This window comes from Pantoea sp. BS_8, assembly GCF_041954965.1.
Taxonomy (GTDB): domain Bacteria; phylum Pseudomonadota; class Gammaproteobacteria; order Enterobacterales; family Enterobacteriaceae; genus Pantoea; species Pantoea stewartii.
Map to the genome: position 1 here is coordinate 34,875 of NZ_JAVAXU010000019.1, position 11,603 is coordinate 46,477.

Here is an 11,603-nt window from a genome sequence, read left to right on the forward strand (position 1 = left end):
CATGAAGCGCAGATTTCTGAGCGGCCTCACCGGCCGCATTTTGCTGATATTCCTGAGCACCATCGTGGCCATGGCCGCGATTTTTGGCCTGGCTTCGGTGTTCATGGCGTACGACCCCGATGGCCACCTTATTCAGAAGTGGCTCTACGACAGCCGCTGGGCCATGTTTGCCTGGCGACTGTGCATGTACGTCTTCATCGGGTGCATCTGGATTATGAAGCTGCGGCCGCGCCTGCTTAAGCGCTGGCCGGACGCTGCCGGAGGCCTGCCGCGCCTGGAGCGCCTTGCCATCATTTATCTTCTGGCCACGGAGTATGTGGCCTGGTCAAATGCGGTTCAGGGAGGCTGACATGACGGCGAACAGTTACCTGGAATACTTCCTCATCCTGTTTGGCTGGGTCCTCAATAACTCGATGTGGGGCATCCTCAGCAGCACAGGCCTCTTCGCGCTGCCGCTGGTTTTTAAGGTACTCGGCGTGTGGCTGAAGGTGCGGGAGGAAGGTGCCGACGAGGGAAACAAAGGCGTTCTGGCGCTGCCGCGCATCGAGCACGCCATCTATGTCTCGTTTGTGGTCATGCTGGTCTGCTGCATTCCGCTGCTGCCGGTGGATATCAGCACGATCAAGTTTGACGACGCGCGGGCAAAACAGTGTGGCTTCAGCGTACCGACGCCGCAGAACTCCGGCTATAAAGGGCTCGTAAATGACTTCGACGGCCGCACGGCTGAGGTGCCGGTGTGGTGGTATCTGCTGCATGCGATGTCGAAAGGCACCACGCAGGCGATGATAGCGTCCATTCCCTGCGGCACGCAGCTGCGGCAGCTGCGCTTTGACGTGCAGAACACAAAACTGCGTGACCCGGTGGTGCTGCAGGAGGTCCAGGACTTCGCAAACCAGTGTTACTCCCGGGCCTATTTTAAGCTGAAGAACAGCAACAGCCAGCTGAGCGACGCCACCATCAACTCAGTCGGCTGGATTGGCAGTGACTATTTCCTTAACACCTCAGGTTATTACGACTATTACACTGCCATGACGCCACGAAGCCAGTGGCCATACAACAGCAGTCGTGACAGCGGTTATCCGGATACGGGCCAGGGAGGATATCCGACGTGCAAAACCTGGTGGTCAGACGGGAGCAACGGACTGCGCAAGCGTGTACTGGCCAGCTTCAGCGAATCTACCCGAAAAGAGCTTCAGCGACAGTTCCCGGGTACTCAGTGGGAAGAGCCGGCGCTACGCTGGCTGGTCAGCCCCAGCAACGCAGAAATTTCAGGCAGTGGTGTCACTTATATGTCCGGTAGTTCTGACACAACAAGCGGTATCGGAGGAAGCCTTTCTCGGTTTGCTTCTACTGTCGGGCTGGGCATGAAGCAGGTTGAGGCCTTGCCGGGTTTTGATGCGCTCAAGCAGGCACTGCCGATGATCCAGGCGCTGCTTCAGATGATGATCATCATCGTCATTCCCGTGCTGATGATGTTCAGTGCCTATGAACCTAAAACGGTAGTGACGATTTCGTTTGCGCTGTTTGCGCTGCAGTTCATCACGTTCTGGTGGGCACTGGCGGGCTGGCTGGATGACCGGCTTATCACCATTCTCTACTCAAACCTGGCTGAAGGGGGGCTGGCTTCGGGGCAGCCTATCGCAGATTTCCTCAGCTCACCGCGTGACGGATGGATCATGAACTTGGTGCTGGGGATGATGTATGTGGTGTTTCCGGCGTTCTGGGTAGGTATGTTAGGTTGGGTGGGTGTGCAATTAGGGGCTGCTATATCTTCAGCCCTGGAAAAAGGGTCTGTACAGTCTAAACAGGCAGGAGAACAAGCAGGAAAAGCAGTGCAAGACGCAGCAACATCACAAATCAAAAAGATTTAGAACTGCCTAACTAGTACTGGATTTGAGTGAACATTTTCCAGTACTAGTCATCCTCACTGTAATACATTTTCTCACTATTTACATAATTGCCCCAGCCTTGACTACCCAAAGTGTAGCCATTCTCTTTAGAAACAGAATGGTGCTTCTTGCGAGCCCCTTTCATATGCCCAAGTACAGAAAAGGTAGCCCGAATTGAATCTTTCAAATCCTCACCAAATTTCCGACCATTCTCGTACTTATCTAGCTCTTCATTCCAGTCGCTGGCCATGAAATTTGCCTCCGATACTATAGGAAATGCCCTGCTTCAGATTACTTTAAAGACAGCTGGATTGGCAAGTTTTTGTACAACTCTCAGCGCTATGGTTTTCAGGGCTGATCCTGTGAAAATCATCTTTCTCAGAGCCAGGACAGTTTCGCAATCGATTACAAAATTTATCTCACTGCAAGTAAGATGAATAAGATATATATAATCGGACTCGTTATATAAACCAGAATGGAATGGAAATGAACTCATTTAAAACCTTTGAACTGGATAGAAGCCTGACCAACTCAAAAATCCGCATAAAAAACGAAATTCTTGCTGCTTGCATTGGCTATGGGAGTAAAGTTCAGCAATATAAATTCATCACAGGCTTTTGTGAACAAAAAAGAAACGGATATGCAATTTTACTTGAGTTTATTTCAATTTTATTTAAAGATTCTAAACTACCCATAAAAAATGACAGGATATATTCATGGTATAGGAATGATAGCGACGTTAAAGGTTTGATAGAATCTCTCAGTAAGTCACAATTAAGCGAAATCATTACCGAGCTAGATGAAGTTTACGGAAACACACAGAAACTTTTAAACTCTGCAGGAGTTACTCATGTTAATTTAAGGCGCGAGATCCCCCCCAAAGGAATACCACACCGTATAAGTAAAAGAGTCAGAATATCGCAATTCGGAATTGACAGAATGAGCTATGATAGCTTACTGATGCTTTATAAAACATCAGCGAATATTCTTGGTTGCGAAACAATACCTTTATACATGGATGTTGCAAACTCTTTCACCGACACTAACAAGAAAGGCGGTTACGGCTCTATTTCTCTGAGTTTCAATATGCCAATAGAAGATGTATTGTATTCTTACCTCACTCTCCCAAGCAATCAGATGGAAGGCGAGGAATGGGTTGCAATAAATCGCTCTTCTACTGGCATTATTGAATTTCCTGTTTCAAACATTACCATTGATGACAAAACAGTTGAATCCATTTATGAAGATGCCTGTAGTCATCTAAGCACTGAATTTGCAAAGCAATTATTCGATTTAGATTACTCAAAAACATGGGGGAACGTGCCACATTTTCGCTCACGCTTTCTATCTTAAAATCTAAAGACCTGAAGTCAGTAGTGTAAGGGATCTTTTAACAGTTTGCCTTCAGGGCTGTTCCCGTATTTTTCCCACATTCATCTATAACATTTAGCTTGTAAATGGATCTCATAACGATCTAACATTCCGATCGTTGTACCGTTGCTTTTGCAACACGCCAATGTCCCGGCAATCTGAGAGGGACGCCTTAGGGTGATTGCACTGCCAAAACCGTCATGACCTGAGAGACGGTGCCTTCGGGCGGTAAACCCGTCAGCCTTTGAAAATGGGGATCGCGATAAGCGCGATAAAGGATCTACTTTCACCTTCGTCTGATTCGTCAGCACTTCTTTCAGGCCCTTCTGCCTGTTTTATTACGTTTCCTCACGTCTGATGACGTCTGCATCCGTTGCGAACTTTGCGTTGTGGGTATGACCATTTGGAACATTTGGGCATCTTCCACAACCGCATTGAAAGCAGAGGAGCGCGGCGTCACTTGCGTTCGAGTGAAACGAGTACCAAGTGACGCCGCAAAGCGGCATACGTCAACACCACGTAATACGTGGCTTCACGAACGATTTTAAAGGTGTTTTCACGGGAATCACCAAATCGTATTTCTTAATACGTCTTTATTTTGCGTCCGTTCACACGGACGGCCGCAAAACGTAAATCGCAACCAATGGCTTCTTGAAGTCTTAACTATATGAAATAAGGAGAAAATCGTCAGAGTACTGAGGCGTTCACCCTGACCGGGTGAACGGGGAGCATCAAACCGCCGCACAGAGTGCCAAGCGGGCTCCTGCAACAACTCAACTCAGTCTCGCCATGCTACACAGTACCTGACGGCCAGGATGGCACATTTACCGACACGCATGGACGTCTGACCAACGAACTGGTCACTGTAAGGTTATTCAGTCAGGAGCTGCCTGAGGGTTGCTCACAGCGGAATTATCCGGAATTTCATGTCGGGGAGATTTCATGAAGCAGAAAAGTGCGCGTTCGAAAATTGAAGAGTTCAGAAAAGAATTCATATCTCTGGCCAGAAAAGGCGCGGGAGGCTATGCCACTATTGCTGATCGTGATCGGATAAGCCGGTATTTTCTCGAACATCTCAGGAGTACGGGTATAAAACTTCGCAGCATGGAGAGTCTGAAAGTACGTTACGTCGAGACTTATATCTCGCAGAGGAAAGCTCAAAACATCAGCCACAGAACACTACAAAATGAAATGTCTGTTCTCAGAGGAATATTTTCTGCTGCCGGAAAACACCGCCTTGCAGATCCTGATAACGAACGTCTCAGTAATAAAGCACTCGGCATTTCGGGTGTTAACCGGGATGGTACAAAAACAGCGCTGAGCCGTGAAGAATTTTCAAAGGCATTCAGTGAAATAGAAAAACAGGACAGAGGAGTGGCCGCGACGATGCGACTGGCCTATGTTTTTGGACTAAGAACAAAAGAGGCTGTCGAGGCATGTAAGTCATTATCCACCTGGAAACGTGCGGTGGAAAATGGCGATAAATCAGTACGGGTTATCTTCGGAACTAAAGGCGGACGTCCGAGGGACACAACCATTATTGATCGTGATGAGGCCCGTCGTGCGATTTTATATGCTGAAAAAGAAGCGGCCGAAAGAAATGGTAAGTTTATTGATAAACCTGGAATTCATCAGGCAATAAACCGTTATCGATATTTTGTCCGTAAGGCAGGATTAGTCGGTGAAAAAGCACCACACAGCATGCGCTATAACTTTGCAAGGGAACTTTCGGCTTTTCACAAAAAACAGGGATTTAATGAAAATGAAGTAATGGCAATGATTTCCATGGATTTGGGGCATGGTGATGGTCGGGGGCGTTATATAAAACAGGTTTATTACCGGAACAGTCAGGAGGCAGAATGAACAACTCTGTTAAGTGTGACCTTGGGGTGCTTGTTTATCTGGCGCAATTTCCTGATCTATATTTTTTCATTCACTATATTTCCAACTTAGAAGGCGAACTCCAGGCGGCAGTCGCAAAATTACCGATATTTGATAATGCTTTTTATTACAAGGAGCGTATTGACTGGCGGGCTTACTTGGTTATCAGGATGATTTCAAATGCATCTGAGCTTGGTCTTATTCCCGATGAGAGGATAACGTATCTTGAGGACCTGTTAATGCTTTGCAGAAAAATTTTAAATGATAAGCAGTGGGCTTCAGCCTGGCGTAACGGCTCAAACTTTGCAAAAACTGCTTTGTCTGAATACAAAACTTACTGTGAAACTCATCCTGAATGCGGCGTGTTAGAATGGTTCTACCAGAGTGAAGATTTTTTCTTCATTAAGTCTTCCCTCAATCGTTCAGGAATTCCTAGGGTTTACCTCTTGAAGAAGTTTTTAGCCTGAAGTACGATGTTTTTGCTAACTGTTGTCATTACGACAACTGCCAATGTTCCGGTGATTTGAGAGGAACGCCTTCGGGTAATCACATGCCAATGTCATCATTACCTGAGAGATGACGCTTTCGGGCGGTAACAAATCTGTTAACCTTTGAAAACAGAGACCCCTGCGGTTAAGGTCCTTTTCTACTTCGCAACACACTCCCATACACCTGTTTTACTCATCCGGCATTCTGTGCCTGATTCTCACTCCTGAGGGATACTTTCCCTCCGGGACGGTTCCCTTTTTATTAAGGGATCGTACCCATGCATTACACCAGAATGATCAACCCTCTCACGTTACTGAACTGTGATTCGCCGGCTTCTGCAAAAATCATGGTGGATTACGTAAAAACTCAGCTTCACGTGCGTCTGGATTACAGACTCATGGTCGATGCAGATCCCCAGGTTCCTGCTGACGGCCTTCCGGACTACCTGACTTTTCTGAGACATGTCGCGCGCGCAGTTGGTTTTGCAACTGAGCATGGTTACATCAGACATGCGTTTACCGAAGAGGCTGTGAACGAGCTTACTCTCCTGGGGACAAGTGTTCACAGTCTTCACTGGAATGCGGCTTTTCATGAGGGCGCTACACGGTCCCGAGAGGACAAAGCGCTGGACAACGCTACAGAGCAACTGCGTGCAATGTTTTATCAGAGCGCTGATGCTTCTGACATCGTCTGACCGCCTTATTAACCGAACCGTTTCTCACCCTAACGGGACTTCTGTCCCCGTCAGGGGCAGGGTTCCCCAATGATTTAAGGAATCCTTTATGAACGCATTAACTCTTAACGAAGATTTTCAAATCAGTGCCGCCGAACGTGACGCTTACAAAGCTGCACTGGCCAAAGCAGAAGGTGACCTGCTGATTATTGCAGCGCATCGTCGCCTTGGTCTTAACACCGATACCGATGAAGACGGTTTTCCATACTATGTCTGGGAAATGGCTGACGTTGCCCGGGACCTGGCCGAGCTGTCTGTACGCGAACTCGTGCCGGCATCATGGCAGTCTTTTTTTGAAAACCTCTGCCACATGGCCAGAAACATTGATGAAGCAGCCTGGACGTTTTTTTTCAAAAGCGCCGTTAGAGACGAAGAGGGCTTCATGTATGACTTACGTGAGCAAGAGCGCTACGGTTGCAACTGAGGTGCTTGATTATGGAGCTATTTAACAATACTGAATTGTGTCTAATCGCTGAATGGTGCGTTGAACGTGACATCATCCCTGATCGTGTTACAGAAAGCGAAGTCCGCGCTGCGTGCCGCTCTTTGGGTATTAAGCATCGCGATTATTATGACCTTTATCAGGTTAAAGAAATCAGCGAACTGATGAAGTCTTTAATACATCAAAGAGCTGACTGATATGACCCACTCACCCTTGCGGGGATTTATCTCCCTGCGGAGACAAATCCTCCTTTTATCTGAAGGGGATTTTTCGATGAACACACTGGAATCTGAATACTGTTTATACGTTAAACGTGACAGCAGTGAATGGCACCGCATGTGGAAAAAACTGGCGCGCCATAAGCTGAACCGCTCACTTTCAGAGCCTACCGTCGCTGATAATGACGGCGAAATCTGGCAGTACATGTCGACCTGGGAAACCACGTCAGGCCTGTTGCCCGGTAAACGCTTTGAGCATCATTTCAGACATCGTGCGCACCCTCGTTGCGGGCGCACATATATAACCGTTTCTGCGAGCTGGGGTTTTAATCCGGACGATGCAGATAACGTCGGTTACCGTCATTTAGGTTAACTGTTAACCACCGGCCTGCGTCAGTTTCTGACAAAGGCTTTTACCCGCGCGGGGACAACCTTCCCGCAACAGCGGCGATGGTTTTCTCCGCACTTAATCAGGAGAAAACCATGAGCAGTATAATGCTTTCACTTATCACCCGCCTTTCAGGCGCACTCAACCGGCTTGCCGGCAACCTGCAGCAACAGCAGGCAGAGTGGTTTACCAACCGCAGCGGCCGCTGCAGCTTTAAGGCAGACGTCGTGCCGACAGAAAACGGGTTTACGCCCGTCATCTCCCGTCGCACCGGCTTCACTCAGCGTGACTGGCGTATAGACCAGTTGCCTGGAGTCGGTACGTACGCAACAGCCCGCAAGGCCCTCAGGGCCGGGCGGCTGATGGCGCAGCAGATGGCGGAACTTCGCTACCGCTTTGACTGATGTTAACTGAATGACACTTCCCGGAGGGACTTTCCCTCCCGGGGAGGTCACCTCCTTTTTTAAGGAGCCACTATGATACGTTTCACCTCAACTGAACTTCGCCCGCTGCTGACACAGAATCAGGGCAAAGGGCGTCCACTGATTCTTGAAAAGAATCTGGGAATTTATGTCCGTGTACCCGATGACAATGGCTGTGCGGAATGGCTGAAAGGCTGGGCTGCCGGCTGCAACCCCTCCAGGGATGCTGACTGGTCAGCACTGAGTGATGCCTTAATAGCCGAGCCGGAGTTTTCTTTCAGCACCTTCCTGGACCAGAAAGTTTACGATGCCGTGCTGAATGACCATCACGATTTATACATGCAACCTGGCATCAATCAGTTTGCTAAATCGCTGACCATTTATACAGAGACACAGCCGCCTCTGAAGGAATATTTACCGGTTGCGGATTACCGCGATCAGATTCAGTGGCTTTATGACCAGTCCCGCCAGCATCTTCGCGCCTGCGTGAGCAATGCTGAGCGTCTAAGCTGGCGTTCGGAGACGCTTCATGTGCTCGACAGGGTTATACGCGTTGATTCTAAGCGGGCTAAACCTGAAGACCGTAAGAGGTTTGAAAGCGCCGTAAGTCGCGTCAAATCCGATATCGAATCGCTGAAGTCAGACGGCTCTTACCGCCGTTACTGATGTCACTCCGGGTTTAACACGGAGCATGGCGGAGAGAAATTACACCCGGCGACGTCAGTCGCCATCATCCCCCTGAGGGCATTCTCCTCAGGGAGATGCCCTCTTTTTTAAACGTAAAAGAGGAGTACAACTATGTTTTCATGGTGCAAAAACCGTCTGGAAATCACCGGTAAATCTGACTGCATCAATGTCATGCAGTCGTGGATAACCGGGACAGAAATACCGCTTTACCGCCACGCCATACGGCAGGCCATAAAGCTGTTTCTCGCCGGCTGTGCCGGTATGCTCAAACCCGTCAAGGCAACGAAATACCGTGCTTATCCGGAGCTGGTTTCATCAGGCACCGGAGGCAGCACGTCACCAAACCTGGCGTTTCAGCATTTCCTGGAGCTGCTTGACAGGGATGCCTTGCTTGACGATGCAACGATCTCGAAAATGGACAAAATCTGGCTCCAGTCCGGCATCGGTGACGTGAAATGGGAGAGTATCCCTCATGCAGCCCGCCAGACCATCACACGCCTTATGTCTGTTCACTACGCCGACTGGTTTGGCGTCGCCTCGGCAGGCGGTCAGTTTGACCCGCAGGAGCGCTGGGAATGGCTCAGTATAATGCCGGACTCGACCTGTGCGTGTGACATGCTGATGGTGATGCCGTCATGTCTGGCCACCGAGCTCAACGGGGAAAGTGGTCTCTTCTGTGGCCTCAGCACAACGTCAGGACTCTATACCCAGCTTTACGGGACGGAGTTTCCGGCGGGGCACAGGATGGAGTGGAGTCGTGACGATATCGGTTCACTGAAGCTGACGTTTTCTTCTGCCTGGTATCCGCCGTCGGCGGAAGTCATGGGGCAGATGTCGCAGAAGTTTGACTGTGAAATCCGTCATTACTGGCTGTCTCCGGATGCCGGCACGTCGGGTTACAACTGTTTTGACCGCGGTGACCACGTCGACAGCGGCCCTTATCCGGAGGAGGACGTGCAGTATCCGGTGAGTGAAGGGGCCCGTCTGTATCAGTTCAGTGAAGCAGGCGCACCGGCCACTCCGGCTACTGCACATTACGCCGGCGTTCGCGCATGACGTTACCAACCGACAGACCGGTATCTCAGGTCTGTCAGACAATGGCCACAGCATCTGCTGTGGCCGCTTTTTCACCCGATGGGGGAACATCGTTTCCCTTACGGGGCGTGTTCCCCCTTTTTAATGAGGAAACACGCATGAGCGTCCGCATCGACAATGAGAAGGAATTCATCTCCCTGTTCAACTCCATCGCCCGGGGCACCCGGCGTCTTCAGGTGTTTACCGACTTCATCAGCTGCAGCGTTATTGCGATTCAGAATGGGCTGCAGTTCTGTGAGAAACGTGAAAAGAAATACATGGCCATCGTGGCCAGATACAAAAAAGAGGACGTTTCATCAATGGCCAGACTGCTGGCATACGTGGTGAACGGCCTGGAAGAAAAGCCCTGTGACTTTCTCGGGCGCATTTACATGCTGCTGGAGCTGGGAGACAAAGGTAAAGACCAGTATTTCACGCCCTGGAGCGTGGCGCTGATGATGGCGCAGATGCAGCTCAGCAGACCCGAAGAGCTGTTCAGGGACAAGCCGTTTATCACGTTTGCTGAGCCTGCCTGCGGTGCCGGTGCCATGACGCTCGCATTTGCCTGTGTGCTCCGGCAGGCCGGTTATTCTCCGCACCGCCATATGTGGGTATCGGTGACTGACATTGATCCGCTGGCGGCGGGCATGGCCTATATCCAGCTCTCACTCTGCGGCATACCCGGTGAAGTTGTTATCGGGAATGCCTTATGTGACGAACGGCGACGGGTTCTGCTTACCCCGGTACATTACTGGGAGGGATGGTCAGGACGACTGCAGAAGCATGTTAAAAAACCCGAAGAGCGAAGTGAAGAGGCTGCTTGAGCAGAAACAAACGGCAGTCTGGTAATTAACTGAGAGGCTTTTATATACAGACAAAAGGGGGCATTTGCCCCCTTTTTACTACTTAATAAAACGCTCCAGAAGCCACTTAAACAGCGAGCTTAAGGCGATTTTGCTGATCCAAATTAGCGGGATAAGATAGGGTTTTGGGTTTCCATTCCTATCAAAAATCAGGCTTTGCAGAGTCATATTGATTCCTCATGACTGCTTTACAGTGAGCCGAATCAGCCTCTACAATGAAGGTGTTCAGACTTCAGTTGTGCAGTTCGGCAATGAATTTCACTTCTGTCAAAAACACCTTCTGGTGTGCGAAAGGCTGAGAGCATTGGCGTGCTTTCGGCCTTTTTTATTTCCATTCTTACACTCCTCGCTTTCATGGACACCCCACATATAGCCCCTGCTCAACTACTCTCATACAGTATGTAGTAGTATTTTAGGTAGTTACCGGCGGTTAACAAGAGGTAAAAATGATGTCTGCGGGGGTTGTATTTTCTGCGGTTTTTCTTAGGCCGCGCCTTACAAGGCCGCAAGACTTGTCAACCTTTCTTAAAAATATTGCGATTTATGATCGACCGCTGATTTTAAAGGTGTTTAAAAGTCGTTCTGTCACTTTTGTCACCGTCTCGCTATTTTTTTTCGCATATCAGAGGCATACAAAAATCCTACCTGAGCTTCGTTGACTGTCGAGTAGTTACTCGATAATACTGTATGTATAAACAGTAAAAACAGGAGGTGCCATGACATGCTCACTTTATACAAATACCCGCTATCCCCGATCTCGATAGCTGCACCACTTTTCCTTGAAACCTGTCAGGCAGGTTTTCCCAGCCCTGCTCAGGATTACGTTGAGCGCGAGTTAGACCTCAACGAATATTGTGTCATGCGTCCTGCAGCCACGTTTTTTGTCCGCGCCTCCGGGCAGTCTATGACAGACATTGGTCTCAACAGCGGTGATTTAATGGTGGTCGACAAGGCCGAATCTCCCCGGCACGGCGACATTGTCATTGCTGAGATTGAGGGCGAGTTTACCGTTAAACGCCTGCTGCTCCGCCCCAGGCTGACGCTTCAGCCCATGAACCCTTCTTTTCCTCCCATATACCCCGATCCGGAAACGCTCCAGATTTTCGGGGTGGTTACCTCGTTTATTCATAAGACCCGGGGTGAGTG

The 11,603-nt window shown here is 49.4% G+C and carries 15 protein-coding genes; 14 read left to right on the forward strand and 1 reads right to left on the reverse strand.

Annotation, left to right across the window (positions count from 1 at the left end; genetic code table 11):
* The first annotated feature begins 1 nt into the window (after window position 1).
* Both RAC65_RS21610 and RAC65_RS21615 read left to right on the forward strand, forming a co-directional pair.
* The gene (locus tag RAC65_RS21610) at window positions 2-349 is read left to right on the forward strand and encodes a hypothetical protein (protein ID WP_375097259.1); all 348 of its coding nucleotides are present in this window, start codon (window positions 2-4) and stop codon (window positions 347-349) included.
* A gap of 1 nt (window position 350) precedes the next feature.
* Window positions 351-1,871: a conjugal transfer protein TraG N-terminal domain-containing protein gene (locus RAC65_RS21615; protein WP_375097260.1), complete on the forward strand. Its 1,521-nt coding sequence runs from the start codon at window positions 351-353 to the stop codon at window positions 1,869-1,871.
* A 43-nt stretch (window positions 1,872-1,914) separates the two neighbouring features.
* Here the strand turns inward: RAC65_RS21615 and RAC65_RS21620 are convergent, their stop codons facing one another.
* A complete protein-coding gene (locus RAC65_RS21620) occupies window positions 1,915-2,139 on the reverse strand; it encodes a hypothetical protein (protein WP_375097261.1) in 225 nt (74 codons plus the stop codon).
* A gap of 236 nt (window positions 2,140-2,375) precedes the next feature.
* Here RAC65_RS21620 and RAC65_RS21625 point away from each other — a divergent pair, with 236 nt between their 5' ends.
* The 12 genes from RAC65_RS21625 to umuD form a co-directional block, all read left to right on the forward strand.
* The gene (locus RAC65_RS21625; RefSeq protein WP_375097262.1) at window positions 2,376-3,242 is read left to right on the forward strand and encodes a hypothetical protein; all 867 of its coding nucleotides are present in this window, start codon (window positions 2,376-2,378) and stop codon (window positions 3,240-3,242) included.
* A 960-nt stretch (window positions 3,243-4,202) separates the two neighbouring features.
* Window positions 4,203-5,123, forward strand: a complete 921-nt coding sequence (locus RAC65_RS21630) for an integrase domain-containing protein (RefSeq protein ID WP_375097263.1) — start codon at window positions 4,203-4,205, stop codon at window positions 5,121-5,123.
* Complete coding sequence (locus RAC65_RS21635; protein WP_375097264.1) at window positions 5,120-5,608, forward strand: hypothetical protein; 489 nt, start codon at window positions 5,120-5,122, stop codon at window positions 5,606-5,608. Before RAC65_RS21630 ends, RAC65_RS21635 begins: the two co-directional genes overlap by 4 nt.
* Window positions 5,609-5,907: 299 nt before the next feature.
* The gene (locus RAC65_RS21640; protein WP_375097265.1) at window positions 5,908-6,324 is read left to right on the forward strand and encodes a hypothetical protein; all 417 of its coding nucleotides are present in this window, start codon (window positions 5,908-5,910) and stop codon (window positions 6,322-6,324) included.
* Window positions 6,325-6,412: 88 nt separating this feature from the next.
* Window positions 6,413-6,787, forward strand: a complete 375-nt coding sequence (locus RAC65_RS21645) for a hypothetical protein (protein ID WP_375097266.1) — start codon at window positions 6,413-6,415, stop codon at window positions 6,785-6,787.
* 11 nt (window positions 6,788-6,798) lie between these two features.
* Window positions 6,799-7,002, forward strand: coding sequence for a hypothetical protein (locus RAC65_RS21650; RefSeq protein ID WP_375097267.1), 204 nt, complete (start codon window positions 6,799-6,801; stop codon window positions 7,000-7,002).
* Between the two features lie 76 nt (window positions 7,003-7,078).
* Complete coding sequence (locus RAC65_RS21655; protein ID WP_375097268.1) at window positions 7,079-7,396, forward strand: hypothetical protein; 318 nt, start codon at window positions 7,079-7,081, stop codon at window positions 7,394-7,396.
* Window positions 7,397-7,506: 110 nt separating this feature from the next.
* Window positions 7,507-7,815, forward strand: a complete 309-nt coding sequence (locus RAC65_RS21660; RefSeq protein ID WP_105077217.1) for a hypothetical protein — start codon at window positions 7,507-7,509, stop codon at window positions 7,813-7,815.
* 72 nt (window positions 7,816-7,887) lie between these two features.
* Window positions 7,888-8,499: a hypothetical protein gene (locus RAC65_RS21665; RefSeq protein WP_375097269.1), complete on the forward strand. Its 612-nt coding sequence runs from the start codon at window positions 7,888-7,890 to the stop codon at window positions 8,497-8,499.
* Window positions 8,500-8,631: 132 nt separating this feature from the next.
* Window positions 8,632-9,576, forward strand: coding sequence for a DUF1281 domain-containing protein (locus tag RAC65_RS21670; protein ID WP_375097270.1), 945 nt, complete (start codon window positions 8,632-8,634; stop codon window positions 9,574-9,576).
* 137 nt (window positions 9,577-9,713) lie between these two features.
* Window positions 9,714-10,418 (forward strand): SAM-dependent DNA methyltransferase, encoded by a 705-nt coding sequence (locus RAC65_RS21675; RefSeq protein ID WP_375097271.1) that lies wholly within the window; start codon window positions 9,714-9,716, stop codon window positions 10,416-10,418.
* Between the two features lie 760 nt (window positions 10,419-11,178).
* Window positions 11,179-11,603 (forward strand): translesion error-prone DNA polymerase V autoproteolytic subunit (umuD, locus tag RAC65_RS21680; RefSeq protein ID WP_022622231.1); only part of this gene is annotated, 425 nt, incomplete at its 3' end.

What these genes read in the sequence shown, in the direction of transcription:
- RAC65_RS21665 (WP_375097269.1), top strand. Translation starts at nt 7,888, where the DNA reads ATGATACGTTTCACCTCAACTGAACTTCGCCCGCTGCTGACACAGAAT.
- RAC65_RS21655 (WP_375097268.1), top strand. Translation starts at nt 7,079, where the DNA reads ATGAACACACTGGAATCTGAATACTGTTTATACGTTAAACGTGACAGC.
- RAC65_RS21630 (WP_375097263.1), top strand. Translation starts at nt 4,203, where the DNA reads ATGAAGCAGAAAAGTGCGCGTTCGAAAATTGAAGAGTTCAGAAAAGAA.
- RAC65_RS21615 (WP_375097260.1), top strand. Translation starts at nt 351, where the DNA reads ATGACGGCGAACAGTTACCTGGAATACTTCCTCATCCTGTTTGGCTGG.
- RAC65_RS21675 (WP_375097271.1), top strand. Translation starts at nt 9,714, where the DNA reads ATGAGCGTCCGCATCGACAATGAGAAGGAATTCATCTCCCTGTTCAAC.
- RAC65_RS21625 (WP_375097262.1), top strand. Translation starts at nt 2,376, where the DNA reads ATGAACTCATTTAAAACCTTTGAACTGGATAGAAGCCTGACCAACTCA.
- RAC65_RS21670 (WP_375097270.1), top strand. Translation starts at nt 8,632, where the DNA reads ATGTTTTCATGGTGCAAAAACCGTCTGGAAATCACCGGTAAATCTGAC.
- RAC65_RS21660 (WP_105077217.1), top strand. Translation starts at nt 7,507, where the DNA reads ATGAGCAGTATAATGCTTTCACTTATCACCCGCCTTTCAGGCGCACTC.
- RAC65_RS21650 (WP_375097267.1), top strand. Translation starts at nt 6,799, where the DNA reads ATGGAGCTATTTAACAATACTGAATTGTGTCTAATCGCTGAATGGTGC.
- RAC65_RS21620 (WP_375097261.1), bottom strand. Translation starts at nt 2,139, where the DNA reads ATGGCCAGCGACTGGAATGAAGAGCTAGATAAGTACGAGAATGGTCGG.
- RAC65_RS21645 (WP_375097266.1), top strand. Translation starts at nt 6,413, where the DNA reads ATGAACGCATTAACTCTTAACGAAGATTTTCAAATCAGTGCCGCCGAA.
- RAC65_RS21640 (WP_375097265.1), top strand. Translation starts at nt 5,908, where the DNA reads ATGCATTACACCAGAATGATCAACCCTCTCACGTTACTGAACTGTGAT.
- RAC65_RS21635 (WP_375097264.1), top strand. Translation starts at nt 5,120, where the DNA reads ATGAACAACTCTGTTAAGTGTGACCTTGGGGTGCTTGTTTATCTGGCG.
- RAC65_RS21610 (WP_375097259.1), top strand. Translation starts at nt 2, where the DNA reads ATGAAGCGCAGATTTCTGAGCGGCCTCACCGGCCGCATTTTGCTGATA.